Raw genomic sequence first — 25,748 nt, 5'->3', positions numbered from 1 at the left:
TCTCTACACGGCCATGGCCGGTTGTTAGGGTCGCTGTTCGTGAACGCGGAGGGCTCGATGTGGCGACGGGGGAGGCTGCTCGCGCTCACGGCGGTGCTGCTCGCCCTGGTCATCGGGCTGCACGACCTGGTGCCGAACCGCTGGGGAAACCTGGGCTCCCTGGTGGCGACGTTCCTGCCCTGGCTCGTCGTCGCGGTTCCGCTGCTGGTCCTCGCGGCAGCGCTACGCCGATCGGCCATCGCCGCGCTCCTCGCGCTGGCTCCGCTCGCCGCCTGGGTGGGGGTGTTCGGCCCGCAGCTGCTGCCTGCCGAGCCTGCGGCGTACGACCTCACGGTCGTGCAGCACAACGTCGCCGACGACAACCACGACGTCGGCGGCGCCGTCGAGTCGCTGCTGGCCGAGGACCCCGACATCGTGGCGCTGGAGGAGGTCACCTCGGAGCACCTCCGGCACTACGAGGCGGCGCTGGGGCCGAGGTTCGAGCATCACGCGACCCAAGGCACCGTCGGGCTCTGGTCGCGTCACCCGATCGCGGAGAGTACGCGTGTCGACATCCGCCCCTCGGGCATCGGCGCGTCCTGGGACCGGTGCCTGCGAGCGGTCGTACGGACCCCCGAGGGCGACGTGACCGTCTACGTGGCGCACCTTCCCTCGGTCCGCCTGGGGACGCGCGGGCTCGCGGCGAGCAGCCGCAACCGGAGCGCCGAGCTGCTGGCGGAGAGGATCGCCGAGGACCCGGCGCCGAGGGTGCTGCTGGCCGGCGACCTCAACGGAAACCTGCGGGATCCCGGGCTCGAACCCGTCACGGAGCAGGTCTCGCGCGAGGAGCACGGGTTCCGGCTCACCTTCCCCTCGGCGCTGCCCGTCGTGCAGCTCGATCACGTCCTCGCGCGTGGCGCCGAGGTGACGGACCTGCGCGTCCTCCCTCGCTCGGGCAGCGACCATCGGCCCGTGGTGGCTCGCGTCTCGCTGCGCGGGGTCAGTGGCCGCTGAGCTGACCTGTCAGCCGCTCGTGCCGGTCGGCGCTGGCCTGGTTGAGCCCGACGATGCGTACGGACTTGTTCTTGGCGGCGTACTTGTGGGTGATCGCGTCGAGCGCGGCGACCGTCGAGGCGTCCCAGATGTGGGAGTCGGAGAGGTCGATGACGATCTCGTCGGGGTCCTCGGCGTACTCGAACTGGGTGTAGAGGTCGTTGCTGGAGGCGAAGAAGAGCTCGCCGGTGACCCGGTAGACCGCGGTCACGCTTCCGTTGGTGGACTCGACCAGCTCGCGGTGGGTCTCGGTGAGGTGGGCGACGCGGCGCGCGAAGAGCGTCATCGCGACCAGGACGCCGACGATGACGCCGATCGCGAGGTTGTGGGTCGCGACGGTCACCGCGACGGTCGCGACCATCACCGCGGTCTCCGAGCGTGGCATCCGCCGCAGGGTGGCCGGACGGACGGAGTGCCAGTCGAAGGTGCCCACCGAGACCATGATCATCACCGCCACAAGCGCAGCCATCGGGATGAGTGCCACGATGTCGCCGAACCCGACGACCAGGATGAGCAGGAAGGTGCCGGCGAGGAAAGTGGAGATCCGGGTACGTGCACCGGAGACCTTCACGTTGATCATCGTCTGGCCGATCATCGCGCACCCGCCCATGCCGCCGAAGAGCCCGGTGACGACGTTCGCGATGCCCTGGCCGCGCGCCTCACGGCTCTTGTCGGAGTGGGTGTCGGTGATGTCGTCGACGAGCTTCGCCGTCATCAGCGACTCCAACAGGCCGACCAGCGCCATACCGAGGGCATAAGGTGCGATGATCTTCAGCGTCTCGACGCTGAGAGGTACGTCGGGGAGGAACCAGGCCGGCAGGCTGTCGGGCAGCTTGCCCTCGTCCCCGACGTTCGGCACGTCGAGGCCGCCGACCAAGGTGAAGGCGGTGAGCGCGACGATCGCCACGAGCGGGGCAGGGATCACGCTGTTGACCCGCGGGAAACCCACGATGACGGCGATACCGACAGCGATCATCGGATAAACCAGCCACGGCACGTCGACCATGTGCGCGATCTGCGCCTCGAAGATGAGGATCGCGAGCGCGTTGACGAAGCCGACCATCACCGAGCGGGGGATGAACCGCATCAGTCTGGACACGCCGGCCAGTGCCAGCGCGACCTGGATCAGCCCGCCGAGGATCACCGTTGCGATCAGGTAGTCGTAGCCGTGATCCCGCATCACGGGTGCGATCACCAGCGCGACCGCGCCGGTGGCGGCCGAGATCATCGCCGGCCGCCCACCGAGGAACGAGATGGCCACGGCCATCGTGAACGAGGCGAACAGCCCGACCCGCGGGTCGACCCCGGCGATGATCGAGAACGAGATCGCCTCCGGGATCAGGGCCAGCGCGACGACGAGGCCGGCCAGCACCTCGGTACGCAGCAACCGAGGTGATCGCAGCGCGGCCAGCACGGTGGCGTCGGCCGGGGTGGAGGCGGGTGGTGATGAAGGCACGAAGGCGGTCCGATCAGTCGCGACTGGCAGGATGGGCGGGACGCGAGAAACCGTACTCTCACGTTACGTAAGGGTTGGGATCGCCGGCCATGTGAGAAGGGACACCATGACGCGCAGTGCTGCCCGGGAGGGGGCGATGCAGATCGGCGAGGTGGCGGCGCGCACCGAGTTGTCGCTGCGCAGTCTCCGCCACTGGGAGGAGGTCGGCCTGCTGAAGCCGTCGGGACGGAGCGAGGGCGGCTTCCGGCTCTATACCGAGGCAGACGTCGAGAAGATCCTCGTCATCCGCCGGATGAAGCCTCTCGGCTTCAGTCTCGAGGAGATGAAGGCGGTCATGGCCGACATCGAGATCCTGCGTCAGTCCGAGCCCGACCTCGCCGACGTCGCTATGGCCCGTGAGCGCCTGGCCGCCGTCCGTGCCGAGGCGGGCCTACGCCGCGAGAAGCTGGAGCGGCAGTTGGCCATGGCGGACGAGTTCATCGCCATCCTGCGGCGCGAGGAGGACTGACGTGCCGGTGGGCGGCGCGGCTCGCCGTGTCGTACCTCTGAACGGCTCCGGAGTGACCGTCGACCGTCTAGGGTTTCCGTATGGACAGGCGCATCTTCGGCATCGAGAACGAGTACGGCGTGACCTGCACGTTCCGCGGCCAGCGGCGGCTGAGCCCGGACGAGGTGGCCCGCTACCTCTTCCGCAAGGTGGTGAGCTGGGGCCGCAGCTCGAACGTGTTCCTCCGCAACGGCGCGAGGCTCTACCTCGACGTCGGCTCCCACCCCGAGTACGCCACGCCCGAGTGCGACGACGTGATCTCGACCGTCACGCATGACAAGGCGGGGGAGCGGATCCTGGAGGGCCTGCTCCTCGACGCCGAGCAGCGGCTGCACGACGAGGGCATCGCCGGCGACATCTACCTGTTCAAGAACAACACCGACTCTGCCGGCAACTCCTACGGCTGCCACGAGAACTACATGGTCAGCCGCGCCGGGGAGTTCTCGAAGCTCGCCGACGTGCTCATCCCGTTCCTGGTCACCCGCCAGCTCATCGTCGGTGCCGGGAAGGTCACCCACACGCCGCGAGGCGCCGGCTTCGCGGTCAGCCAGCGCGCCGAGCACATCTGGGAGGGCGTGTCGTCCGCGACCACCAGGTCCCGGCCGATCATCAACACCCGCGACGAGCCGCACGCGGACGCCGAGAAGTACCGGCGCCTCCACGTCATCGTCGGTGACTCGAACATGTCCGAGACCACCACGATGCTGAAGATCGCGAGCTGCCACCTGGTGCTGCGGATGATCGAGGAGGGCGTCGTCATGCGGGACATGACGATGGAGAACCCGATCCGCGCCATCCGCGAGATCGCCCACGACCTCACCGGCCGGCGCAAGGTCCGGCTGGCCAACGGCCGCGAGGCCAGCGCCCTGGACATCCAGAACGAATACCTCACCAAGGCGCGCGAGTTCGTCGACCGCCGCGAGATCACCGACCCGACCATGATCGCTGCCCTCGACCTGTGGGAGCGCGGTCTGAAGGCGATCGAGTCCGACGACCTGTCCCTGGTCGACCGGGAGATCGACTGGGTGATCAAGTGGAAGCTGATCGAGCGCTACCGCGCCAAGCACGGCCTCCCGCTCGGCCACGCGCGGGTCGCCCAGCTCGACCTCGCCTACCACGACATCCACCGCAACCGCGGCCTCTACTACCTGCTGGAGAAGAAGGGCGCGGTCAAGCGGGCGACCACCGACCTGAAGATCTTCGAGGCGAAGTCGGTGCCGCCGCAGACCACCCGTGCCCGGCTGCGCGGCGAGTTCATCAAGAAGGCGCAGGAGCGCCGCCGCGACTTCACCGTCGACTGGGTCCACCTCAAGCTCAACGACCAGGCCCAGCGCACCGTCCTCTGCAAGGACCCGCTGCGCGCCTACGACGAGCGGGTCCAGCGGCTCATCGACGGCATGTGAAACACCGGCCGGGGTGGCTTCGCCGCCGGGCAACCACCGTACGGATATGGTGTGCTCCGCTGTCGTCCGTCCCTTTCACGTCATGAAGGTTTGCACTGTGTCCACTGCTCCTCGGCCTCGCCTGAGCCATGCGCTGAGCGCGCTGACTGTGTTCCTGCTTCTCCCGGCCCTGGTCGCCTGTGGTGAGAAGGTGACGGGCTACGGCGACGAGACCGTCTCCGGCTTCGACGGGGTCACGGTCTCGGCCGACACGAAGAAGGCACCGACGCTGAAGTGGAAGTCGGCGATCTCCTACCCGAAGGACCCGAAGGTCAAGACGCTGACCGAGGGTGACGGCGAGGAGATCCCGGAGGACCGCGGTGTCTTCGCGAAGATCTACATCGGCAACGCCACCACCCTCGACAAGGAGTGGTCCTACCAGAGCCAGGCACCCGAGGGTGAGGAGCTTCCGGCGGACAAGCCGTGGAGCACGATCCTGAAGGGCGCCAAGGTCGGTGACCGGATCGAGGCGCTCGTCGCCTCCGACGACCTGCTCGGCGAGGGCGGCAACCCGCAGATGGGCATCGGCAACCACGACACGCTGCTGGTCGTCGTCGACGTGGTCAAGGCGGCCGCCGACAAGACGCCGCACGACGTGGACCCCTCCGAGCTGCCGAAAGTCGTGGAGAAGAACGGCAAGCCGACCGGGTTCGACTTCACCGGCATCGCCAAGCCGAAGGCCGACGACGTGCTCAAGCGGGTCATCGTCACCGAAGGTGACGGCGAGAAGATCACCACCGACCAGACGGTCACGGCCAACTACCTCGGCATGACCTACGGCGCCAAGAAGCCCTTCGACGAGAGCTTCAGCAAGGAGCCGGTGCCGTTCGCGCTCAACCAGGTGGTCGCGGGCTGGACCAACGGCCTGGAGGGCGTCAAGGTCGGCAGCCGTGTTCTGCTGCAGATCCCGCCGGAGCTGGGCTACGGTGCTGAGGAGAAGCCGGGCCAGGGTGGCACGCCGGGGATCCCGGCCAACAGCACGCTCTACTTCGTCATCGACGTCGTCAAGGCCGGCTCCGCTCCGGCGACGCCGTAGCAGAGTCTCTAGGGGGAGAAACACACCGTGGCGGCGGGTAAGACCGAGCGGTTGATGAACCTGCTCATCATGCTGCTCGTGCAGCGCGACAACGTGTCGAAGGAGCGGATCCGCGAGGTCCTCTACCCGTCGTCCCACGGTGAGGCGTTCGAGAAGATGTTCGAGCGCGACAAGGAGGAGCTGCGCAGCCTCGGGGTGCCGATCGAGACCGGGGTGATCGACAACTTCTTCGAGGACGAGATCGGCTACCGGATCAGCCCCGAGCAGTTCGCGCTGCCGCCGATCACCCTCGAGGCCGACGAGCTCGCGGTGGTCGCGCTGGCCACCAAGGTCTGGGAGAACGCCTCGATGGCCGAGGCGACCACCGAAGCCGTACGCAAGCTCAACGCCGCCGGCCTCGAGACCGACGTCTCGGCGCTGGAGATCGTGCAGCCGCGCCTGGCCGCGGAAGAGGGCTCCTTCGACGTCTTCGTGGCCGCGACCCAGGACCGGCAGGTGGTCGAGTTCGACTACCGCGGGTCCCGGGCCACCGAGCCGTCCCACCGGCGGCTGCAGCCGTGGGGCGTGGTGCGCTACTCGGGCCGGTGGTACGCCGTCGGCCACGACGTCGACCGCGACGACACCCGCATCTTCCGGCTCTCCCGTGTCCTGGGGGAGGCCCGGGCGGTCGGTGAGTTCGATGCCTTCGAGGTGCCGGCCGAGGTTGACGTACGCGATATCGCACGAGACCTGGCGCCGGCTCCGCCGACGGGAAAGGCCGTGCTGCTGCTGCGGCAGGGGAGCGGGTACAGCCTCCGGAGGGCCGCCGACTCCACCGAGCCGGGCGTGACCGGTCCCGACGGCAGCGACGGCTGGGACCGGGTCGTGCTGACCCGGGTGCCCGCCGACCTGGTCGGGGCCGTGCTGGGCCACGGGCCCGACGCCTACGTCGAGGAGCCTGAGGACCTGCGCCGCGAGGTCGCGACCCGTCTCGAGCGGCTGGTCGCACGGCTGGACGGAGCCACCCGATGAGCGCGAACACGGGGGCCAAGGGGCAGGTCGGGCGGCTGCTGACGCTGGTGCCCTACCTCTACTCCCAGGATGACGACGTACGCCTCGACAAGGCTGCCGCCGACCTCGGCGTCGAGGAGAAGCAGCTGGTCAAGGACCTGCAGGTGCTCTTCATGTGCGGCCTGCCGGGCGGCTACCCCGACGACCTGATCGACGTCGACATCGACGCGCTCACCGAGCCCGACGGCGACCGGGTGATCCGGATCTCCAACGCCGACTACCTCGACCGCCAGCTGCGGCTCACCCCGATCGAGGCGACCGCCGTGATCGTCGCGCTCCGCGCGCTGCGCGGGGGAGCGGTGAGCGCGGAGACGAAGGAGGTCGTCGACCGCACGCTGGCCAAGCTGGAGCAGGCGGCCGCCGAGGGTGCCGCGGGCAGCGTGGATCCTGGCGAGGAGCCGGTCGACACCTCGCTCGTCCAGATCCATGCCGCGATCGCGACCGCGATCGACCAGGGCCGCCAGGTACGCATCGACTACTGGGTCCCGGCGCGCGACGAGGAGTCCTCCCGGGTCGTGGACCCGCGTGCGCTGGTCTCCATCCGCGACATCGAGTACCTCGACGCCTGGTGCCACCAGGCCGAGGCGCCGCGCAGCTTCCGGCTCGACCGGATCCGGGGCGCCGAGGTGCTGGACACGCCGATCGTGGTCGCTCCGGAGACGGGCGAGGGTGCGGATCTCGACGGCGAGGGCGAGTCGGTGCTGCGTACGGACTCCGGCGTCGTCGTCCGGGTACGACTCGCGCCCGAGGCCCGCTGGGTCGGTGAGTACTACGCGGTGATCGACCCCGTGGAGCAGCCGGGCGGCGGGCTCGAGGTGGGCCTGCGCGTCTACGACCAGCGCTGGCTCACCCGGCTGCTGCTGCGGCTCGCTCCCTACGCCGAGATCGTCGGCACCGACGACGCCCGGAGCGGGCAGACAGGCACAGAGTTCACGGAATCGTTTGCTGCGACTGCACGGCTGGCCCTCGGCCTGTACCGTTCGGACGCGTAGACTTCTGACGTTCCCCCTATGACGTAGATGAGGTAGTTCATGTTCACTCCAATGATCGGTATGCCGCAGGGAGCCGAGTGGCTCATCATCCTGGCGATCGTGATCCTCGTCTTCGGCGCCGCCAAGCTTCCCGAGCTCGCCCGCGGCACCGGTCAGGCGCTGCGTATCTTCAAGACCGAGACCAAGGGTCTTCGCGACGACGACGAGAAGGAGAAGGTCGAGAAGCCGGCCGAGCTGACCGCCTCCGAGAAGGAGCGCATCGCGGAGCTCGAGCGTCGTGAGGCCGAGATCAAGGCCGAGCGCGAGCGCCTCTCCGGCAACTGAGGCCGACCTTGTCCATCGCCGGTGTTGTCGCGGTCTTCCGCGGCACCCCCAAGCACCCCATCGGCGACGACGGCCGGATGGCGCTCTCCGACCACCTGCGCGAGCTCCGTGCGCGGGTGATCAAGGCATCCCTGGCGTTGGTCGTCGGGTTCGTCGTGTCGCTGTTCTTCTTCGAGCAGCTCTTCGACCTGGTCATGGATCCCTACCTCAAGGCCGTCAAGATGATGGACCAGGAGGGCGGTGCCGCCTCGCTGAGCTCCGTCAACGGTGCCGCGGGCGGCTTCATGCTCTACCTGAAGCTGTGTGGCCTGGCCGCCCTGATCGGCACCGCGCCGATCTGGCTCTACCAGATCTGGGCGTTCCTGATGCCGGGCCTGCACGCCCACGAGCAGAAGATGTCGAGGATCTTCGTGGCTGTCGCCGGCCCGCTCTTCCTCGTCGGCGTCGTGCTGGGCTACGTCACGCTGCCCAAGGGCCTGGAGATCCTGTTCGCCTTCGTCCCCGACGGCCTGACCAACATCGTCGAGTTCAGCGAATACCTCAGCTTCCTCAGCCGTACGCTCCTGGTCTTCGGCATCGCCTTCGAGATCCCGGTCTTCGTGATCCTGCTCAACCGGATCGGGGTCCTGCCCGGCGCAGCGCTGGGGAAGTACCGTGCCTGGATCATCGTCGGCTCGTTCGTCTTCGCCGCGGTCGCGACCCCATCGGGTGACCCGTTCACGATGACGATCATGGCTGGCCCGATGGTCGTCCTCTTCGGGATCTCCGAGGTCATCGCCAGAGCCCACGACAGACGGAAGGCCGGCAAGCGCAAGGACATGATCGGGGATCCTGACGTCCCATCGGTGATCTGACCACTAGGGCATGTCTGGCAAATCCACGCCCGCTACGCGGCGTTTCGCATCCGATCTGGCTGCGTTGCCGCCGCTCGACAGCCGCCAGGATGCCTTCGCGGCGGACGCCTTGCCAGATCGGCCCGAAACGTCGCTCGCGGCCGCCGTGTCTTTACCAGACATGCCCTAGTCTTCACCCGTGACGCGCCAGATCGCTCTGCTCGCCAATCCCACCGCCGGCCGCGGCAACGCCGACCAGATCCTCGACGCGGTCACCGCCCGGCTGACGGCCTCGGGGGCCTCGGTCGACCACCTGATCGGGGACGACGCCGACCATGCGCTCGAGCTGGCGCGGAAGGCCGCTGCCGAAGGCGTGGACACGGTCGTCACCCTCGGCGGCGACGGCATGGTCCACGTCGCGGTCCAGGCCCTGGCCGGGACCGAGGTGAACCTCGGTGTCGTCCCGCTCGGCACCGGCAACGACTTCGCCCGGGCCCTCGGGATCCCGACCGGCGATCCGCTGGCCGCGGCCGACGTGGTCGTACGTGATCACCCCCGCCGCATCGACCTCGGGCGCAGCGGGGAGACCTGGTTCGCCACGGTCCTGGCGGCCGGCTTCGACGCGGCGGTCAACGAGCGCGCCAACGCGATGCGGTGGCCCCACGGCGACCTCCGCTACACGCTCGCCGCGCTGTCGGTGATCCGCAGCTGGACGCCGGTTCCCTACCGGCTCGAGATCGACGGGGTGGTGCGCGAGCAGGAGGCGATGCTCCTGGCGATCGCCAACACCGAGTCCTACGGGGGTGGCCTGCGGATCGCGGCCGATTGTGACCCCGCCGACGGCCTGCTCGACGCCATCCTCATCAAGCCGGTCTCCCGACTGGAGTTCCTCCGGGTCTTCCCCGGCGTCCGCGACGCGAAGCACCTCACCCACCCCGCCTTCGAGCGCATCCGGGCCCGCCGGATCACCGCCGCCGCGCCCGGCGTGATCGCCTACAGCGACGGCGAGCGCCTCGGTCCGCTGCCGCTCGAGGTCGAGTGCGTGCCGTCCGCTCTCGGCGTACTGGTGCCGTCGCTCTCCTGAGCCCAGGGCATCGTTGTCGGTGTCGGTCGATAGGCTCGGCACCATGGACGCCTCGCCAGCGGAGAAGTACGCCGCTTACAAGCGTGACAAGGACTACCCCGTCTTCCGGGACTTTGCCGCGCTCTACGATTTCGGGCTCGACGACTTCCAGGTCGAGGCGTGCAGGGAGATCGAGGACGGCAAGGGCGTCCTGGTCGCCGCGCCGACCGGTTCGGGCAAGACGATCGTCGGCGAGTTCGCCATCCACCTGGCGCTCGCCACCGGACGGAAGGCGTTCTACACCACCCCGATCAAGGCGCTCTCCAACCAGAAGTACAACGACCTGGTCAAGCGCTACGGCCCCGACCAGGTCGGCCTGCTGACCGGCGACAACGTCGTCAACGGCGAGGCGCCGGTCGTGGTGATGACCACCGAGGTGCTGCGCAACATGCTCTACGCGGGCTCGCAGACCCTGATGGGTCTCGGGTTCGTGGTCATGGACGAGGTCCACTACCTCGCCGACCGCTCCCGCGGCGCGGTCTGGGAGGAGGTCATCATCCACCTGCCCGAGTCGGTCTCCGTGGTGTCGCTGTCGGCGACCGTCTCCAACGCCGAGGAGTTCGGCGAGTGGCTGACCACGGTGCGTGGTGAGACCACCACGATCATCGAGGAGAAGCGGCCGGTGCCGCTCTACCAGCACGTGATGGCCGGTCGCCGGATCATGGACCTGTTCGCCTCCTCCGACGTCGACGCGGCGGCCGGGTTCGTCAAGGAGGGCGCCCCGGTCAACGGCGAGCTGATGAGGCTGGCGCGCGACGACTGGGCTGCCGGACGGATGACGGACCGGCGTACGCCGAAGGACAGGCGCAAGGGGAACGGCAACCGGCGCGTGGGCAACGGCCGGCGCGTCTGGATCCCGTCGCGCGTCGAGGTGATCAACGCGCTGCAGCGCGACAACCTGCTGCCGGCGATCAACTTCGTCTTCTCCCGGGTGGGCTGCGACGCGGCGGTGCAGCAGTGCATCCAGGCCAACCTGCGGCTGACCACCCCCGACGAGCGCGACGAGATCTTCGCCTACGTCGAGGAGGCCTGCGCCGACCTGCCCGACGAGGACCGGCACGTGCTCGGCTACCACGACTGGGTCGACGGGCTCACCCGCGGCGTGGCGGCCCACCACGCCGGGCTGCTGCCGGCGTTCAAGCAGGTCGTCGAGGAGCTGTTCCTGCGCGGCCTGGTCAAGGCCGTCTTCGCGACCGAGACGCTCGCGCTCGGCATCAACATGCCGGCCCGCACGGTGGTCATCGAGAAGCTCTCGAAGTGGAACGGCGAGGCCCACGTCAACCTCTCGCCGGGGGAGTACACCCAGCTCGTCGGTCGCGCCGGCCGGCGCGGCCTCGACGTCGAGGGCCACGGCGTCGTGCTCTGGCAACAGGGGCTCAACCCGCGCGAGCTCGCCGGCCTCGCCTCGACGCGTACGTATCCGCTGCGGTCGAGCTTCAAGCCGTCCTACAACATGGCGGTCAACCTGGTCCACCAGTTCGGCCGGGCGCGCTCGCGCGAGCTGCTGGAGCAGTCGTTCGCGCAGTTCCAGGCCGACAAGGCGGTCGTCGGGCTGGCCCGCCAGGTGCGCAAGGCCGAGGACGCCCTCGACGGCTACCGGGAGGCCGCGACCTGCGACCGTGGCGACTTCATGGAGTACGCCGCGATCCGCCGCAAGATCTCCGACATCGAGAAGTCGTCCTCGCGTGAGCGGCGCGCCGACCGGCGTGAGGAGATCATCGAGTCGCTCTCGAAGCTGAAGGTCGGTGACGTGATCGACGTGCCGACCGGCAAGTTCGCCGGCTACGCCGTGATCGTCGACCCGGGCTTCGACCCCGACGGCCCGCGCCCCTACGTCGTCACCCAGGACCGGCAGGCCCGGCGGCTGGCGATGATGGACTTCAACGTGCCGATCGCCGCCCAGACCCGGCTGCGGGTGCCGAAGTCGTTCAACGGCCGCAACCCGCAGATGCGCCGCGACATGGCCTCGCGACTGCGGGAGAAGACCCGCGACCTGCGTCCGGTGCCCTACGAGGGCTCGCCGACCGCCCGCAAGGAGCGCAAGAGCTCGGCGGAGACCCAGATCTCCGAGCTGCGCCGCGAGCTGAAGATGCACCCCTGCCACGACTGCCCCGACCGCGAGGACCACGCCCGCTGGGCCGAGCGCTGGTTCAAGCTGTCGCGCGACACCGACACGCTGCGGCGCCGGGTGGAGGCGCGTACGAACACCGTCGCGCGCACCTTCGACCGGGTCTGTGACGTGCTGGTCGCGCTCGACTACCTCGAGGGCGAGACCGTCACCGAGCGCGGCACCCACCTGATGCGGCTCTACTCCGAGATGGACCTGGTCGCCGCCGAGGCGCTCCGCGAGGGCCTGTGGGACGACCTGACCCCTTCGGAGCTCGCGGCCGCGCTCTCGGTGCTGGTCTACGAGGCCCGGCGCGCCGACGACGCCACCCCGCCCCGCATCCCCGGCGGCCGGGTCAAGGACGTCATCGCCGAGACCGTACGCCTGTGGGGCCAGCTCGACGCCCTCGAGCGCGACCACAAGCTCGACTTCCTGCGCCAGCCCGACCTCGGCTTCGCCTGGGCCGCCTACCGCTGGGCCGAGGGCGACGAGCTCGACGACGTGCTCAGCGAGGTCGAGCTCGCCGCCGGTGACTTCGTCCGCTGGGTCAAGCAGCTCATCGACCTCTGCGGCCAGGTCGCCGACGCCGCCGGCGACATCCCGCTGAGGCGTACGGCTCGGCAGACCATGGATCTCCTCAAGCGAGGTGTCGTGGCCTACTCCTCCGTCGTCGAGTAGGAGAGCCGCTCAGCCGCGTCTCAGCCCGGTGAAATACGATGGACCGGTGGACGTATCTCCCTACGATGCCCTGTTGTTCGTCTCTTTCGGGGGGCCGGAGAAGACCGAGGACGTGGTGCCGTTCCTGGAGAACGTCACCCGGGGGCGGGGGATCCCGCGGGAGCGCCTGGTCGAGGTCGGGCAGCACTACTTCGACCGCGGCGGGAAGTCGCCGATCAACGACCAGAACCGCGCCTTCCTGGCGGCGCTGCGCAGCGACCTGGCCGAGCACGGGATCGACCTGCCGGTCTACTGGGGCAACCGCAACTGGGACCCCTACCTGAGCGACACGGTCGCGCAGATGCGGGCCGACGGGATCAAGCGGGCGGCGGTCTTCGCGACCAGCGCCTACTCGTCCTACTCCTCGTGCCGGCAGTACCGCGAGAACCTCTTCGAGGCGTGCGACAGGACCGGCGGCGTCGAGGGCGCGCCGGTGCTGGACAAGCTGCGGCACTACTACAACCACCCCGGCTTCGTGGCGCCCGTCGTGGACGGTGTGGTCGCCTCGATCGAGGACCTTCCCGAGGACGCCCGCGACAGCGCGCGGATCCTGTTCGTCACCCACTCGATCCCGACGTCGATGAACGACAACTCCGGCCCCGACGGCAACGCGTACGTCGCCCAGCACCTCGACGTCGCCGGCGTGATCGCCGAGCAGGTGGGTCAGCGGCGCGGGGTCACCCACGAGTGGGACCTCGTCTACTGCAGCCGCTCCGGCGCCCCGCACATCCCGTGGCTCGAGCCGGACGTGAACGACCACCTCGAGGAGCTGGCGGAGAAGGCTCTGTCGAACGAGGGCATGGCCGTGGTGATGTGTCCGGTCGGCTTCGTCTCCGACCACATGGAGGTCGTCTACGACCTCGACACGGAGGCGCTGGCGACCGCCGAGAAGCTCGGTATCCACGCCCGGCGCAGCCCGACCGCGGGGGAGGACCCGCGCTTCGTGGCAGCCGTACGCGACCTGCTCCTCGAGCGCGCCGCGGTCGAGCGTGGTGAGGCCGCTGAGCGGCCCACCGTCGGCGGTCTGGGCCCCGTGCCGGACCGATGCCCTGCGGGCTGCTGCTTCAACCAGCGCTCCCAGCTGCCGACCCTGGCCGGGGAGGACTCGCCCCAGTACTCGGAGTGATCACCTGCGGCATAGGGTCGGCCCCATGACAGAGCAACCGTCTGCCCAGCCCGCCCCACAGCGCCCGATTCCTAAGGCCGGAGACCTGCTTGCGCTCGCCGTGGCGACCGCCCGTGCAGCAGCCGACCTGGTCCGTGAGCGGGCCGCCGGCGTCGTCGAGGTGGCGGACACCAAGTCGACCGCCACCGACGTCGTCACCCAGGCCGACCGGGACACCGAGGCGCTGATCCGGCGGCTCATCTCGGAACAGCGTCCGGAGGACGCTTTCTTCGGTGAGGAGGGCGAGGAGACCGGCGGGACCAGCGGTGTCCGCTGGATCGTCGACCCGATCGACGGCACGGTGAACTTCCTCTACGGCCTGCCGCGCTACGCCGTCTCCATCGCGGCGGAGTACGCCGGGGAAGTCGTCGCCGGAGCGGTCGTCGACGTGGCCGCAGGCACCCTCTACGCGGCCTTCCGCCAGCCGGACGGATCGGCGGCCGCGGTCAGGGACGGCGAGCCCGTCATGGTGCGTCCGCCGGCCGAGCTGAGCCAGCGCCTGATCGCCACCGGCTTCTCCTACGACGCCGGTCTCCGTCGCGTCCAGGCCGAGGCGCTGGTGCGGTTCCTGCCCGTCGTCCGTGACGTTCGTCGCATCGGCTCCGCGGCCCTGGACATCTGTGGCGTGGCCGAGGGGACCCTCGACGGCTACCTGGAGGAGGGCCTGCACCTCTGGGACCACGCGGCCGCCTGCCTGGTGGCCGAGGCGGCCGGTGCCCGTTGGGAGGCGACGACCGGTGCCGGTGGCCGCCGGTTCGTCGTCGTCGCACCCGCCCACGGCTACGACGAGCTACGAGAAGCGGCAGTTCAGGCCGGTTTTCTGCCAGTTGACTCGGTCCCGGGTGTCGTACCCGACTGAAAGCCGCTGGTTGATGTAGATGTATGACGGCCAGCGGCCGGGACGGTCCCGGAGCCCCGCTGGACGCAGCCGCGTTCACCCACCCGAAACTCACTGATCATCTATCCCCGTGATAGGGAATACCGCCAGATGACAGAACGTTTCGGCGACGCGGTTCCGGTTGAGTGTGCGAAATGCACGTGAATAGTGCACAATCACGGGCCGTGCCGCTGCCCTCGGGGGCGCGCGGGGGGACTGAAGATGAGTGAGAAGGGGAGTGGCGCAGATGGCGACGGACTACGACGCACCGCGTAAGAATGAAGAGGACCAGTCCGAGGAGAGCATCGAAGAGCTCAAGGCTCGTCGTCATGACAAGAACTCGGGCAAGGTTGACGAGGACGAGGCCGAGGCGGCCGAGTCGTTCGAGCTCCCGGGAGCCGACCTCAGCCACGAGGAGCTCGCGGTCGAGGTGAAGCCGAAGCAGGAGGACGAGTTCACCTGTATGAGCTGCTTCCTGGTCCACCACCGCAGCCAGCTGGCTGACGAGAAGAAGATGATCTGCTTTGACTGCGCGTAAGCGCAGTCAAAAGCGCCGAGTCGGCGCGTTTGTATAGCTTGTGCTAGCAAGCGTTCTGTACAAACGCGCCGACTCGGCGAAAGCCCGGCGCAAGCCAGGTTGGAAAGCAAAGGCCGCACGGGCAAACCGTGCGGCCTTTCTGCTTCTCAGGCGATCAGGACTCGTCCTTCTCCAGCTGCTTAGGCAACCGACCGACCGACCTCACGTAGTAGTTGGCCGCGCGACGCTGGGCGAACATCCGCGCGAGCGCGACGGTGGCGCCGGTGGCAGCCGACCAGAGCACGGCCTCCACGAGGCGTACGTCGGGGTCGGCGGGGTTGGCCGGTGGCTTGCGTCCGGTGGACGCCTTCCAGCCGGAGGAGAGGACCTTGTTGGTGACCTTGGCGGCCCCGATTCCGCTGACGAGGGCCATGATCGCCCAGATCTTGTCGCCCTTGTCAGCCTTGTTGGACTTGGACATGTGTCGAGCCTAGGCCATGCCCGCGGGGATGCCGCTCAGAGACTCGCTCGGAGCGCGTTGACCGTCTTCGCGAGCGCCACCGGGTGGCGGGTGAAGAGCAGCCAGTAGGGCGTCGGGTCGGCCGGGTCCTCGATGGCGACCCGCACCGCGCGCTTGAGGTAGGGGCGAAGAAGCAGGTACGCCCGGGCGTCGGCGTCGCGGCCCGCCAGGTGGTGCGACTCGGTCTCGTCGAGCGCGACCGCCTCGCCGAGGAAGCGCGCCTCGATCCGCGCGGGGCCGGCACGCAGGACACCGTCGGCGATCGTGATCCGGGCGTTGCCGTAGACGATCATGGCCAGCGCGAAGAGGCCGACGGTCGCGGCGGTGATGCCCCAGGCGAGCGCGGCCGGCACCCACAGGATGACCGCGATCCACAGGGTCGCCAGGAACATGACGCCCTGGACCCACCACCTCAGCGGCACGGTCAGTCGCTCGTCGTACGCCGGGGTGCTCACGAATCGTGAGTTTTTCACGCCGGTCAAGCCGGCCACGAATCGGGTGAGCATCTAAGGTGCGGGATGTGTCCGATCTCGAAGTAGCCCTGGTACGTCTCGACGCGGAGCTGCCGCCACCTGCGTACGCCCATCCGGGGGACGCCGGAGCCGACCTCCGCACGACCGTCGACGTGACCCTGAAGCCGGGGGAGCGTGCCCTGGTGCCCACCGGGATAGCGATGGCGCTGCCGGAGGGGTATGTCGGCCTGGTGCACCCGCGCTCCGGGCTGGCCGCCAAGCACGGGCTCTCCATCGTCAACGCCCCCGGCACCGTCGACGCCGGCTACCGCGGCGAGGTGAAGGTCGCCCTGGTCAACCTCGACCCTGTCGAGCCCATCGAGCTGCGCCGTGGCGACCGGATCGCCCAGCTGGTGATCCAGCGTGTCGAGCAGGCTCGTTTCGTCGAGGTCTCCGCATTGCCCGAGTCCGTTCGTGGAGATGGGGGATACGGTTCTACCGGGGGCTTCTCCAGCCGCTGAGCGATCAGTGTTAGATAGGCCTCCTCAGAGATCCACCGCAACCTGAAAGCAGATGGTCGTGAAGTTCCGTCGCAAGTCCACGCCCTCCCACCGGGGAGAGCCGTCTGCATCGGTCGATGAGCGTCTCGTGCCCGAGGAGCGGCCGGTGCCGGCTGCTCCCGAGATCGGCCCGTTCGACATCGACTCGGCTCCCGAGGGACTGATCACCGGCGACTGGGTGGACCTCGGCTCGATGATGCTCGCCCCGGCACCCGGCAAGGAGCTGCGCCTGCAGGTGGACGAGAAGTCGGGCCAGATCGCGGCCGTGATGCTGACGGCCGAGGACGGCGCCATGGAGCTGCGCGCCTTCGCCGCGCCCCGCAACGGCGACCTGTGGACCGAGTCGCTGCCGATGCTGCGCCAGGACGTCCAGCAGCGCGGCGGCGCGACCGCCGACCTCGAGGGCCCCTGGGGCGCCGAGCTGATCACCCAGATGAAGGTCAAGCTGCCCGACGGCCAGCCAGCCGTCCAGCAGACCCGGATCATCGGCGTCAACGGTCCCCGCTGGATGCTCCGCGCCACCATGCTCGGCCGCCCGGCGATGGAGCCGAGCGCAGGCAAGGAGTGGGAGAAGCTCCTCGAGCAGGTCGTGGTGCGCCGCGGCACGGAGGCCAAGCCGAAGGGCGAGGCGCTCGAGGTGAAGCTGCCGCCCAACGCGCGCCGCGTCGAGAAATGAGCCGGTAGTGTCCAAGGGTCGGCTGCGCGCCAAGCTCAGCGAGTGGGCCAACACGGCCTCGATCGACGCGAGCGAGATCCGGGCTGCGTACGTCGCCAAGGATGTCGCCTCCATCGCCGACGCGCCCGACCGTGAGTCGGTGCGCCTGCGCGGGACGCTGCGTACGATCACGCTGCGGCCGCGCGGAGGCGTCCCGGCGCTGGAGGCGGAGCTGTTCGACGGCTCCGGCACGTTGACGCTCATCTGGCTGGGCCGCAGGCGCATCGCCGGCATCAGCCCGGGCCGGTCCTTGCAGGTGCAGGGCCGTATCGGTCGCACCGACGGCCAGCGCATCATGTTCAACCCCCGCTACGAGCTGATCCCGGACCCCAACGAATGAGCCAACCACACGTGAGCCCGACCTCCGAGACCCCCGCCGACGGCTCTGCCGACGACCGTGCCGACCAGCACCACGACCACAACCATCCGACGGTCGACACCGTCGAGGCGGTCGTACGCCGCCAGATGGCCGCCGGGCTCGGCGGCGTGCGCGGCATGCTGGAGGCCGGCGTGCCCGGGCTCGTCTTCACCATCGCCTGGCTGGTGGTCAAGGACCTCAAGGTCGCCCTGATCGCCTCGGCGGCGTCCGCGGCGATCTTCCTGGTCGTGCGGCTGGTGCAGCGCTCGAGCCTGCAGTACGTCGGCAACGCCATCTTCGGCATCCTCATCGGCTTCGCGGTGGTGCGGCTGGCCCAGTCGATGGGTGGCTCGGCCGAGGAGCAGGCGCTGGCCTACTTCCTGCCCGGCATCCTGATCAGCCTCGGCTACACCGTCGTCGTCGGTGGGCTGTGCCTGATCGGCTGGCCGATCTTCGGCTTCTTCATCGGCGTCGCCAGCGGTGACCCGCTCGAGTGGCACCAGGACAAGCAGATCGTGAAGCTGTGCACGCGGCTCACCTGGCTGTTCCTGGCCCCCGGCGCGATCGGCGCGGCTATCCAGGGGCCGATCTGGTTCCTGGCCTGGAGCGGCGCCATCGACCGCGACTGGGCGATCCTGGCCCTCGGCATCCTCCGCACCGGCCTCGGCTGGGCGCTGCGGATCGCCTGCTACGGCACCATGATCTGGCTCCTGGCACGCAACCACACGCCGGTGCAGCAGACGCAGACGCAGTGACCAACGGGCTCTGAGAGCCCCTTCTCGGGAGACGGTGCTGCAGGTGCAGCTACGAGTGGTGAGGCCGACGCGCGGAAGCGTGTGGCTCGCCCTGCTCGCGACCCTCGAGATCACCACCGGCGCGGCGCTCGCCCACCTGGCCGCGGGACGCACGCTGCCGAGCGCGGGCTGGCTGGTCGCCGCGGCCCTGGCCGTCTTCGGTACCGGCGTGGTGGTCCTCCAGCGCCGGGTGGGTCTGCTCGGGGGTGCGGTGCTGGCCGGACTGACCCAGCTGGGACTCCACGAGGTCTTCGCGGCCCTCGCCGCGGCGCCAGGAGCCGCACACCGGCACGCGATCACGCCCGGCGCCGGCGAGGGCGGCTCGATGCTCCTGGCCCACACCTGCGCCGCGGTGCTCTCGGTCGTCGTCTGGGTGCTGCACCGCAGGGCCCTCGCCGTGGTCGTACGCCGCTTGCCGATGCCCCGGGTCGCGGTCGCCGGGCGGCTGCTTGCCGAGGCCGGGCACTTCCTCCCACGACCGGCCCTGTGGACCGATGTCTCTCCGCGACGGGGACCGCCGAGGCCGGCCGGCCTCTGAGATCCCTCTGCGAGCACCACCGGGTGAGCCCCGGTGGCTGTCTTGCGTACCCGAGAATTCGCGAGAAGAGAAGCGTCACATGTCCGTTCCGACCCAGTTCCAGACCGCACCGCCAGCAGCAGAGCCACAGACCCCGGAGCCCGCGCCGCCGAGCCAGGGGCGCGGCTGGTGGCCGGCGATCCGCCCGCTCGTACTGCGGCTGCACTTCTACACCGGGGTGCTGGTCGCCCCGTTCATCCTGGTCGCCTCGGTGACCGGGCTGCTCTACACGATCGCCCCGCAGGTCGAGCAGATCGCCTACCGCGAGCTCACCCAGGTCACCCCGGCCGGCGACACCGTCCCGCTCGCCGACCAGGTCGCCGCCGCCCGGGCGACCCACCCCGACGGCGCCGTCATCCGGGTCGACGTGCCCGAGGCCGCCGACCGCAGCACCCGGGTCGTCTTCACCGACGAGACGGTCCCGGCCGACTACGACATGTCGGTGTTCGTGAACCCCTACACCGGCCAGGTCGAGGGCCAGGTACGCAGCTACGGCCAGTGGCTCGGTTTCCGCGCGTGGCTCGACGACCTCCACCGCAACCTGCACCTCGGCGCCCTCGGCCGCAACTACAGCGAGCTCGCCGCGAGCTGGCTGTGGGTGGTGGCCCTGGGTGGACTGGCGCTCTGGATCGGCAAGCGTCGGGGGGAGCGGCGCGCCCGCCGGCTGCTCGCGCCCGACCCCGAGGCGCGGGGACGCTCCCGGGTGATGTCCTGGCACGGGGCGATCGGCGTCTGGATCCTGCTCGGCGCCCTCGCCCTCTCCGTCTCCGGGGTGACCTGGTCGCGCTACGCCGGCGCCAACGTCGAGGAGCTGCGTACGGCCCTGTCCTGGGTGAAGCCGCTGCCCGCGACCTCCGTGGCCGGCGACGCCCCCGCGGCCGGGCACCAGCACCACGAAGCGGGCACCGCGGCGCCCGCCGACGACCCGGACGCGCTCCTGGTCGACGGCGTCGGCATCGACGGGGTGCTCGCCACCGCCCGCGAGGAGGGCCTGGGCGACCCGCTCTACCTGACCCCGCCGCCCAACGCCGGCAGCGCGTGGACGGCGGCGGAGAACAAGCGTGACTGGCCCACCAGCTACGACACCGTCACCGTCGACCCCGCCAGCGGCGCCGTCGTGGACCGGGTCGACTTCGAGGACTGGCCGGTGATGGCCAAACTGACCACCTGGACCATCGGCGCCCACATGGGGATCCTGTTCGGCGTCGCCAACCAGGTCGCGCTGGCAGCGCTCGCGATCGGCCTGATCGCGGTCACCCTGCTCGGCTACCGGATGTGGTGGCTGCGGCGTCCTCGTGGCGCGGGCCGGCTGCGGTTCGGCCGCCCGGTGCCGCCCGGCGCCTGGCGCCGGCTGCCCTGGCCGGTCCTGGTGGGCGGCGTCGCGGCCACCGTGGCGGTCGGCTGGTTCTTCCCGCTGCTGGGGATCAGCCTGGTCGCGTTCCTGGCGGTCGACGTCGTCCTCGCCGCGGTGCGCCGGCGCGGCTGAGGGTCAGCCGGCGCAGGACGCGCAGAGGCCGAAGATCTCCACGGTGTGGTTGACGTCGGTGAAGCCGTTCTGCGCCGCCACCTTGTCGGCCCAGGTCTCCACGGCCGGACCCTCGATCTCGACCGCCTTGCCGCAGCTGCGGCAGACCAGGTGGTGGTGATGGGTGGTGGAGGCGTCGCCGCACAGCCGATAGGTCGACTCACCGTCGGGCTTGTGGATCACGTCGGCGAGGCCGTCGTCGACGAAGATCTGCAGGTGGCGGTAGACCGTGGAGAGGCCGATCTTCTCGCCGTTGGCTCGCAGCGTCGCGTAGACGTCCTGGGCGCTGCGGAAGGTGTCCTCGGCGGCGAGAGCGTCCTTCACCGCGGCGCCCTGGTTGGTGGCGCGCCGCTTGACCTGCTGGGTTGCTGCCATGAGCGCCATGTTAGTCGGTATCGGTATGGATCCCGTGTTCAGCGGGGCGGGGCGGCATGTGTCATACTGGGAATGATTCCCGATAAGACGAAAGGCTCTCATGTCACGCACGTGTCAGGTCACCGGCGCCCGCCCCGGCTTCGGCAACAACCGTCCCTGGTCCAAGAAGGCGACCCGCCGGCGCTGGGAGGTCAACCTGCAGAAGAAGACCTACTACGTCCCCAGCCTGGGCCGGAAGGTCACCCTGCGGCTCAGCACCAACGCGATCAAGCAGATCGACGTACGCGGCATCGAAGCCGTCGTCGCCGAGATGCGCGCCCGAGGGGAGAAGGTCTGATGGCCAAGAAGTCGAAGATCGCGGCCGAGGCCAAGCGCCGCGAGGTCGTGGAGAGGTACGCCGAGCGCCGTGCCGCCCTCAAGGAGCAGATCCGCACCGCCGAGCCGGGCTCGGCCGAGCAGGCCGAGGCCGTCCGCGCCCTGTCCCGCCTCCCGCGCGACTCCTCGCCCGTACGCCTCCGCAACCGCGACCAGGTCGACGGCCGTCCGCGGGGATATCTGCGCAAGGCCGGCGTGTCCCGGATCCGGTTCCGCGAGCTCGCCCACAAGGGTCATCTGCCGGGGATCACCAAGTCGAGCTGGTGACGCCAGCACAAGCCTAACCGGAACCATTCCGAGTCGGCGAGGCGCTACCCGGCCGTCATCGGGCTGTGCTAGACACTCGCCTCATGAGTACGAAGACCCCGGTGCGGGCGGCGCAGAAGCCTGGGTTCAGGCTGGGGCAGACAGAGGTCGTCGCGATCGTCCTGCTGGTCATCCTGCTCTCCCAGCGCTGGTTGCTGCCGCTCCTGGACCACGACCTGTTCAACACCTGGGGCACGATCTTCGTGGCCATCGTGGTGCAGTCGGCGCCGTTCCTGCTCGGCGGTGTGCTACTCAGCGCCGTGATCTCGACGTTCCTCTCGGAGAAGGCGCTGAGCAAGATCGTGCCGAAGAGCCCGGTGCTCGGCGTCCCGGTCGCCGGCCTGGCCGGGATCGGGCTGCCGGGCTGCGAGTGCGCCGCGGTGCCGGTGACCAACTCGCTGATCCGCCGCGGGGTAGCGCCGGCGGTCGCGCTGACGTTCCTGCTCGCGGCTCCGGCGGTCAACCCGGCGGTGCTCGTCTCGACCGCGGTCGCCTTCCCCGGTCAGCCGATGATGGTGCTCGCCCGGTTCCTGGCCTCGCTGATCACCGCGGTGGCGGTCGGCTGGATCATGATGGCCCGCGGCAAGCTGCTCCTCGAGCGGCTCACCAACCTCGGGCGTGACGTGCACGCCCACGAGCGGTCGTTCCTCGGCAACGTCAGCCACGACTTCCTGCACGCCTCCGGCTTCCTGGTGCTGGGCGCCATGCTGGCCGCGGCGGTCAACACCTTCGTACCGCGCTCGGTGGTCAACACCGTCGCCGGGCAGGCGGTGCTGGGGATCGCCACGCTGGCTCTGTTCGCGTTCGTCGTGGCGCTGTGCTCGGAGTCCGACGCCTTCGTCGCCGCCTCGTTCACCGCCTTCTCCGACACCGCGAAGCTGGTCTTCCTCGTCGTCGGCCCGGCGATGGACATCAAGCTCGCCTCGATGGAGGCCGGCCAGTTCGGCATTGGCTTCGCCCTGCGCTTCGTACCCTTGGTGATCATCACGGCGGTCGCCTCCGCCGTCGGCATCGGATGGTGGCTGCTGTGAGCGAGCGTCAGCGAGCGATCCAGTCAATCAACACGCGGCCGCGTCCGTACAATGGCGCTCGCGCAACGGAGGTGGCCGCGTGACCAGAACAACCCAGGCTCTCGTCGTCGGCTTCCTCGGCGCCGTCCTGCTGCGGCTCTCGCTCGGCGACGGCTATCTGAGGTACGTCACCGACTGGATGAAGTGGCCGCTGGTAGCCACCGGCGTGGTGCTGCTCGGACTGACGGTGTGGATGCTGCTGCGTCCGGCGCCTGGCGACATCGAAGACCACGACGGGCACGACGGGCACGGCCACAAGGTCCCGGCGATGACCTGGCTGGCCCTCCTGCCTGGCGTGATCGTCTTCGTCGCCAGCCCGCCGTCGCTGGGCGCCTACCTCGCCGAGCGCCGCGCCGGCGACCCGGTCGCGGCCGCTCCCGACGCCGAGATCCTGCCGCTGCCGGCCTCGGACGGCCCGGTGGATGTGGAGGTTGCGGAGTTCATGTGGCGTGCCGGTGTCGAGGACGGCGCGACGATCAAGGACCGCGACGTACGCCTCACCGGCTTCGTGAGCACCGACGAGAACGGCAACTGGTACGTCACCCGCATCGCCATCGCCTGCTGCGCCGCCGACGCCAGCGCCTCCCGGGTGCGGGTCGAGGACTACGACGACGCTCCGGAGCGCGACTCCTGGGTCGCGGTCACCGGCCGCTGGGTCGAGGGCACCGCTCCGGGCGGCAAGTCGGAGACGGCCATCGAGGCCTCCTCGGTCGAGCCGCGCGAGGCTCCGGCCAACACCTACCAGTGAGCGAGCGTCAGCGAGTGGGCGACCCGAGACGCTCCGGCAACCCCGCCCGACGGGCCGCGGCACAGCGTGAGCAGACCTGGCGCGACCGGCTGCCGCACACGCCGCGCGCGCTCGTGGTCGGCGTGCTGATCGCGGTCGCGATCGGCGTCGTGGTGCTGACCCGCGACCTCGGCGGCTCCGACGCTCCGGCAGCCGCTCCGTCCGGGGCGGGATCGTCGGCGGCCCCGGTCGCCTCCGGGCCGGTCGCGTCCCTGGAGGAGTTCTGCGGCGCCGTCCAGACCATGGCGAACGCCCACGCGGCCCAGATGTCCACGCCGAACGACGAGAACGAGACGGCGCTGGGGTTGGCGGCCACGAGCCTGCAGTCGATGGGCGTCCCGGAAGGCACGCCGGCCGCGGCTGTCGAGGGTGTGCGGATGATGATCGAGGACGCGCTGCGCACCGGGCGGGGCGAGGACCCGCTCGAGCGCAGCGAGGCGCAGAACCTCGCCTACGAGCGTCTCGGCGAGTACCTCACCGAGAGCTGCGGCGCGGCCTGACGCCGGCGATCAGCGGCGGCGGAGCAGGACGACCGCGTCCTCGAGCGTGGCCGGCCCGCCCGACGGGCTGGTGACGGCGCGGTGCCGGTGCTCGAGGATGACCGTCTCCCAGGCGTCCTCGGGCAGGCCGAGCTCCTCGAGCTCCTCCTTGGCGTCGAGGAAGTCGTGCTCGTGGGCGGAGGCGTCGGCCCAGGGCGGCGCGGCGGCGTGCGAGGTGATCAGCAGGTGGCCGCCGGCGTTCACCAGCTCGGCCGCCCGGCGCAGGATGTCGGTACGAGGCAGCTCCACGGGGGAGTGGAAGAAGCTCGCGGTGACCAGGTCATAGCCTCGGTCGAGGACGGCCGGGTCGGAGAGGTCGGAGACCACGAACCGCGCCTGTTCCTCGGCCAGGCCGGCGGCCCGCGCCGCCTCTCGGCCGCGGGAGACGGCGTTGTCGGAGATGTCGATGCCGGTCGCCTGCCAGCCGTGCTGGGCCAGCCAGATGACGTCGGCGCCCTCGCCGGAGCCCAGGTCGAGCGCGGTCCCGGGCTCGAGGCTCGCGGCGATGTCACCCAGCACCGCGTTGACCTTGCCGGACCAGATCCGGTCGCTGCCGGCGTACCTCTCCTGCCAGAAGGCCACCGGGTCGCTCGGCTCGGCGGGGCCGGCGACCGCGCGGTCGAAGTCGTCGGTGACCAGGGTCATGTTCACGAAGCTGCCGGCCATGGTGCCGGCGCTCATGCTGATCGGCACGTTGGCCATCGGGTTGGAGACGTTGCCGACCGCCCAGATCCGGTCGCTGCTGGTCTTGCCGGTCGGATCGACGGCGAGGAAGCTGCCGGCCGGTGTGTCGGTGCGCTCGAGGCCGAGGTGGGTCAGGAAGTCGTCGTGCGGGCGCAGGGTGCCGGCGGTGAAGATGGCGCCGACCTCGATGGTCGACCCGTCGGCGGTACGCACCGCGGTGACCTGGTCTCCCTCGCCGAGCACCTCGGTGACAGGGCCAGGGACGAGCGTGATCCCACGCGCCAGCAGCCGCTGCTTCTCGGCCTGCTCGAGCTGCCCGAGCCCGGCGGTGAAGACGACGACATCGTCGCTCCACTGGCGGATCAGCTGCGCCTGGTGCATGCCGAGCGGCGAGGTCGTCAGCACGCCGATCCTCCGGTCGCGCACCTCCCAGCCGTGGCAGTAGGGGCAGTGCAGGACGGTGCTGCCCCAGCGCTCGGCGAGGCCGGGGATGTCGGGAAGCTCGTCGGTGACCCCGGTCGCCACGATCGCGACCCGCGCCGCGAGCCGCTGCCCGTCCTCCAGGAGGACGCTCACGCCGTCGTCCGTCTCGTCGAGGCGGGCGACCCGCCCCTGCCGGATCGCGATGTCGTACGCAGCCAGCTCCTCGTGCCCCTTGCGGAGCAGCTCGGCGGGGTCGATGCCCTCGTGGCCGAGGACGCCGTGCATGTGCGCCGCGAAGCGGTTGCGGGGAAGGCCGGAGTCGATCACGAGGGTCCGGCGGCGGGAGCGGCCCAGCATGAGGGCGGCGGAGAGTCCGGCGGCACCGCCGCCGATGACGATCACGTCAAGGTGTTCTGTGTGTGCGTTCATGTCATCCAGTTCAGTGGCACAATGAAAGAACGGCAAGAGTT

Annotated in this window: 29 protein-coding genes; 24 read left to right on the top strand and 5 right to left on the bottom strand. The window is 70.0% G+C overall.

Annotated elements, in window-relative coordinates; genetic code table 11:
- Positions 1–39: 39 nt before the first annotated feature.
- Positions 40–993, top strand: a complete 954-nt coding sequence (locus tag G5C66_RS13460) for an endonuclease/exonuclease/phosphatase family protein (protein WP_206444080.1) — start codon at positions 40–42, stop codon at positions 991–993.
- On the opposite strand, the gene G5C66_RS13455 is transcribed toward G5C66_RS13460, so the two are convergent.
- On the bottom strand, positions 980–2,488 hold the full coding sequence (locus G5C66_RS13455; RefSeq protein WP_165111479.1) for a SulP family inorganic anion transporter: 1,509 nt from the start codon (positions 2,486–2,488) through the stop codon (positions 980–982). The genes G5C66_RS13460 and G5C66_RS13455 overlap by 14 nt on opposite strands.
- Positions 2,489–2,594: 106 nt before the next feature.
- Here G5C66_RS13455 and G5C66_RS13450 point away from each other — a divergent pair, with 106 nt between their 5' ends.
- The 12 genes from G5C66_RS13450 to G5C66_RS13395 all read left to right on the top strand — a co-directional run bounded on the left by G5C66_RS13450 (position 2,595) and on the right by G5C66_RS13395 (position 15,239).
- The gene (locus tag G5C66_RS13450) at positions 2,595–2,996 is read left to right on the top strand and encodes a MerR family transcriptional regulator (protein ID WP_165111478.1); all 402 of its coding nucleotides are present in this window, start codon (positions 2,595–2,597) and stop codon (positions 2,994–2,996) included.
- Between the two features lie 80 nt (positions 2,997–3,076).
- The gene (pafA, locus tag G5C66_RS13445; RefSeq protein WP_165111477.1) at positions 3,077–4,438 is read left to right on the top strand and encodes a Pup--protein ligase; all 1,362 of its coding nucleotides are present in this window, start codon (positions 3,077–3,079) and stop codon (positions 4,436–4,438) included.
- 97 nt (positions 4,439–4,535) lie between these two features.
- The gene (locus G5C66_RS26840) at positions 4,536–5,513 is read left to right on the top strand and encodes an FKBP-type peptidyl-prolyl cis-trans isomerase (protein WP_165111476.1); all 978 of its coding nucleotides are present in this window, start codon (positions 4,536–4,538) and stop codon (positions 5,511–5,513) included.
- Positions 5,514–5,540: 27 nt separating this feature from the next.
- Positions 5,541–6,524: a WYL domain-containing protein gene (locus G5C66_RS13435; RefSeq protein ID WP_165111475.1), complete on the top strand. Its 984-nt coding sequence runs from the start codon at positions 5,541–5,543 to the stop codon at positions 6,522–6,524.
- On the top strand, positions 6,521–7,555 hold the full coding sequence (locus G5C66_RS13430; protein ID WP_165111474.1) for a helix-turn-helix transcriptional regulator: 1,035 nt from the start codon (positions 6,521–6,523) through the stop codon (positions 7,553–7,555). Before G5C66_RS13435 ends, G5C66_RS13430 begins: the two co-directional genes overlap by 4 nt.
- Before the next feature lie 39 nt (positions 7,556–7,594).
- Positions 7,595–7,879 (top strand): twin-arginine translocase TatA/TatE family subunit, encoded by a 285-nt coding sequence (tatA, locus tag G5C66_RS13425; protein ID WP_165111473.1) that lies wholly within the window; start codon positions 7,595–7,597, stop codon positions 7,877–7,879.
- An 8-nt stretch (positions 7,880–7,887) separates the two neighbouring features.
- Positions 7,888–8,733 carry a twin-arginine translocase subunit TatC gene (gene tatC / locus G5C66_RS13420; RefSeq protein ID WP_165111472.1) on the top strand — a complete coding sequence of 282 codons (846 nt, stop codon included), beginning with the start codon at positions 7,888–7,890 and terminating at the stop codon, positions 8,731–8,733.
- Positions 8,734–8,911: 178 nt separating this feature from the next.
- Entirely contained in the window at positions 8,912–9,796 is an 885-nt protein-coding gene (locus G5C66_RS13415) for a YegS/Rv2252/BmrU family lipid kinase (protein WP_165111471.1), read from the top strand.
- Positions 9,797–9,839: 43 nt separating this feature from the next.
- Positions 9,840–12,620: a DEAD/DEAH box helicase gene (locus G5C66_RS13410; protein WP_165111470.1), complete on the top strand. Its 2,781-nt coding sequence runs from the start codon at positions 9,840–9,842 to the stop codon at positions 12,618–12,620.
- A 46-nt stretch (positions 12,621–12,666) separates the two neighbouring features.
- Complete coding sequence (locus G5C66_RS13405; protein ID WP_165111469.1) at positions 12,667–13,785, top strand: ferrochelatase; 1,119 nt, start codon at positions 12,667–12,669, stop codon at positions 13,783–13,785.
- A 25-nt stretch (positions 13,786–13,810) separates the two neighbouring features.
- Entirely contained in the window at positions 13,811–14,683 is an 873-nt protein-coding gene (locus tag G5C66_RS13400) for an inositol monophosphatase family protein (RefSeq protein ID WP_165111468.1), read from the top strand.
- Between the two features lie 265 nt (positions 14,684–14,948).
- Positions 14,949–15,239: a DUF4193 domain-containing protein gene (locus G5C66_RS13395; RefSeq protein WP_040755057.1), complete on the top strand. Its 291-nt coding sequence runs from the start codon at positions 14,949–14,951 to the stop codon at positions 15,237–15,239.
- Between the two features lie 154 nt (positions 15,240–15,393).
- Here the strand turns inward: G5C66_RS13395 and G5C66_RS13390 are convergent, their stop codons facing one another.
- Both G5C66_RS13390 and G5C66_RS13385 read right to left on the bottom strand, forming a co-directional pair.
- A complete protein-coding gene (locus G5C66_RS13390) occupies positions 15,394–15,699 on the bottom strand; it encodes a DUF4235 domain-containing protein (RefSeq protein ID WP_165111467.1) in 306 nt (101 codons plus the stop codon).
- Between the two features lie 35 nt (positions 15,700–15,734).
- Positions 15,735–16,193 (bottom strand): DUF3093 family protein, encoded by a 459-nt coding sequence (locus G5C66_RS13385; RefSeq protein ID WP_165111466.1) that lies wholly within the window; start codon positions 16,191–16,193, stop codon positions 15,735–15,737.
- A 65-nt stretch (positions 16,194–16,258) separates the two neighbouring features.
- Here G5C66_RS13385 and dut point away from each other — a divergent pair, with 65 nt between their 5' ends.
- The 6 genes from dut (at position 16,259) to G5C66_RS13355 (ending at position 20,680) form a co-directional block, all read left to right on the top strand.
- Positions 16,259–16,711: a dUTP diphosphatase gene (gene dut, locus G5C66_RS13380; RefSeq protein WP_338144165.1), complete on the top strand. Its 453-nt coding sequence runs from the start codon at positions 16,259–16,261 to the stop codon at positions 16,709–16,711.
- 52 nt (positions 16,712–16,763) lie between these two features.
- A complete protein-coding gene (locus tag G5C66_RS13375; RefSeq protein ID WP_165111464.1) occupies positions 16,764–17,426 on the top strand; it encodes a DUF3710 domain-containing protein in 663 nt (220 codons plus the stop codon).
- A gap of 7 nt (positions 17,427–17,433) precedes the next feature.
- Positions 17,434–17,805 carry a single stranded DNA-binding domain-containing protein gene (locus tag G5C66_RS13370; protein WP_165111463.1) on the top strand — a complete coding sequence of 124 codons (372 nt, stop codon included), beginning with the start codon at positions 17,434–17,436 and terminating at the stop codon, positions 17,803–17,805.
- 11 nt (positions 17,806–17,816) lie between these two features.
- Positions 17,817–18,578, top strand: coding sequence for a DUF3159 domain-containing protein (locus tag G5C66_RS13365; RefSeq protein WP_165111462.1), 762 nt, complete (start codon positions 17,817–17,819; stop codon positions 18,576–18,578).
- Between the two features lie 58 nt (positions 18,579–18,636).
- The gene (locus G5C66_RS13360) at positions 18,637–19,155 is read left to right on the top strand and encodes a cell division protein FtsQ (RefSeq protein WP_338144164.1); all 519 of its coding nucleotides are present in this window, start codon (positions 18,637–18,639) and stop codon (positions 19,153–19,155) included.
- A gap of 79 nt (positions 19,156–19,234) precedes the next feature.
- A complete protein-coding gene (locus G5C66_RS13355) occupies positions 19,235–20,680 on the top strand; it encodes a PepSY-associated TM helix domain-containing protein (RefSeq protein WP_165111460.1) in 1,446 nt (481 codons plus the stop codon).
- Positions 20,681–20,683: 3 nt separating this feature from the next.
- Here G5C66_RS13355 and G5C66_RS13350 read toward each other — a convergent pair whose 3' ends face one another.
- Complete coding sequence (locus tag G5C66_RS13350) at positions 20,684–21,094, bottom strand: Fur family transcriptional regulator (RefSeq protein ID WP_165111459.1); 411 nt, start codon at positions 21,092–21,094, stop codon at positions 20,684–20,686.
- Positions 21,095–21,194: 100 nt separating this feature from the next.
- On the opposite strand from G5C66_RS13350, the gene rpmB reads away from it, so the two are divergent.
- The 5 genes from rpmB (at position 21,195) to G5C66_RS13325 (ending at position 24,132) form a co-directional block, all read left to right on the top strand.
- Positions 21,195–21,431 (top strand): 50S ribosomal protein L28, encoded by a 237-nt coding sequence (gene rpmB, locus G5C66_RS13345; protein WP_165111458.1) that lies wholly within the window; start codon positions 21,195–21,197, stop codon positions 21,429–21,431.
- Positions 21,431–21,736, top strand: a complete 306-nt coding sequence (gene rpsN, locus G5C66_RS13340) for a 30S ribosomal protein S14 (protein WP_165111457.1) — start codon at positions 21,431–21,433, stop codon at positions 21,734–21,736. Before rpmB ends, rpsN begins: the two co-directional genes overlap by 1 nt.
- A gap of 83 nt (positions 21,737–21,819) precedes the next feature.
- A complete protein-coding gene (locus G5C66_RS13335; protein ID WP_165111456.1) occupies positions 21,820–22,806 on the top strand; it encodes a permease in 987 nt (328 codons plus the stop codon).
- A gap of 79 nt (positions 22,807–22,885) precedes the next feature.
- Entirely contained in the window at positions 22,886–23,593 is a 708-nt protein-coding gene (locus G5C66_RS13330; RefSeq protein ID WP_165111455.1) for a TIGR03943 family putative permease subunit, read from the top strand.
- A 14-nt stretch (positions 23,594–23,607) separates the two neighbouring features.
- A complete protein-coding gene (locus tag G5C66_RS13325) occupies positions 23,608–24,132 on the top strand; it encodes a hypothetical protein (RefSeq protein ID WP_165111454.1) in 525 nt (174 codons plus the stop codon).
- A 9-nt stretch (positions 24,133–24,141) separates the two neighbouring features.
- On the opposite strand, the gene G5C66_RS13320 is transcribed toward G5C66_RS13325, so the two are convergent.
- Positions 24,142–25,707 carry a bifunctional NAD(P)/FAD-dependent oxidoreductase/class I SAM-dependent methyltransferase gene (locus G5C66_RS13320; protein WP_165111453.1) on the bottom strand — a complete coding sequence of 522 codons (1,566 nt, stop codon included), beginning with the start codon at positions 25,705–25,707 and terminating at the stop codon, positions 24,142–24,144.
- Between the last annotated feature and the right edge of the window lie 41 nt (positions 25,708–25,748).

Source organism: Nocardioides turkmenicus (assembly GCF_011045035.1).
GTDB classification, from domain to species: domain Bacteria; phylum Actinomycetota; class Actinomycetes; order Propionibacteriales; family Nocardioidaceae; genus Nocardioides; species Nocardioides turkmenicus.
Note: the sequence above shows the minus strand (reverse complement) of the source record. Positions and strands in the feature narration are given on the sequence as shown.

Excerpts from the sequence above, each read along its gene's own strand:
- G5C66_RS13450 (WP_165111478.1), top strand. The coding sequence starts at position 2,595 with ATGACGCGCAGTGCTGCCCGGGAGGGGGCGATGCAGATCGGCGAGGTG.
- pafA (WP_165111477.1), top strand. The coding sequence starts at position 3,077 with ATGGACAGGCGCATCTTCGGCATCGAGAACGAGTACGGCGTGACCTGC.
- G5C66_RS13430 (WP_165111474.1), top strand. The coding sequence starts at position 6,521 with ATGAGCGCGAACACGGGGGCCAAGGGGCAGGTCGGGCGGCTGCTGACG.
- tatA (WP_165111473.1), top strand. The coding sequence starts at position 7,595 with ATGTTCACTCCAATGATCGGTATGCCGCAGGGAGCCGAGTGGCTCATC.
- G5C66_RS13410 (WP_165111470.1), top strand. The coding sequence starts at position 9,840 with ATGGACGCCTCGCCAGCGGAGAAGTACGCCGCTTACAAGCGTGACAAG.
- G5C66_RS13400 (WP_165111468.1), top strand. The coding sequence starts at position 13,811 with ATGACAGAGCAACCGTCTGCCCAGCCCGCCCCACAGCGCCCGATTCCT.
- G5C66_RS13395 (WP_040755057.1), top strand. The coding sequence starts at position 14,949 with ATGGCGACGGACTACGACGCACCGCGTAAGAATGAAGAGGACCAGTCC.
- G5C66_RS13390 (WP_165111467.1), bottom strand. The coding sequence starts at position 15,699 with ATGTCCAAGTCCAACAAGGCTGACAAGGGCGACAAGATCTGGGCGATC.
- G5C66_RS13375 (WP_165111464.1), top strand. The coding sequence starts at position 16,764 with ATGGTCGTGAAGTTCCGTCGCAAGTCCACGCCCTCCCACCGGGGAGAG.
- G5C66_RS13355 (WP_165111460.1), top strand. The coding sequence starts at position 19,235 with ATGTCCGTTCCGACCCAGTTCCAGACCGCACCGCCAGCAGCAGAGCCA.
- G5C66_RS13350 (WP_165111459.1), bottom strand. The coding sequence starts at position 21,094 with ATGGCAGCAACCCAGCAGGTCAAGCGGCGCGCCACCAACCAGGGCGCC.
- rpmB (WP_165111458.1), top strand. The coding sequence starts at position 21,195 with ATGTCACGCACGTGTCAGGTCACCGGCGCCCGCCCCGGCTTCGGCAAC.
- rpsN (WP_165111457.1), top strand. The coding sequence starts at position 21,431 with ATGGCCAAGAAGTCGAAGATCGCGGCCGAGGCCAAGCGCCGCGAGGTC.
- G5C66_RS13335 (WP_165111456.1), top strand. The coding sequence starts at position 21,820 with ATGAGTACGAAGACCCCGGTGCGGGCGGCGCAGAAGCCTGGGTTCAGG.
- G5C66_RS13320 (WP_165111453.1), bottom strand. The coding sequence starts at position 25,707 with ATGAACGCACACACAGAACACCTTGACGTGATCGTCATCGGCGGCGGT.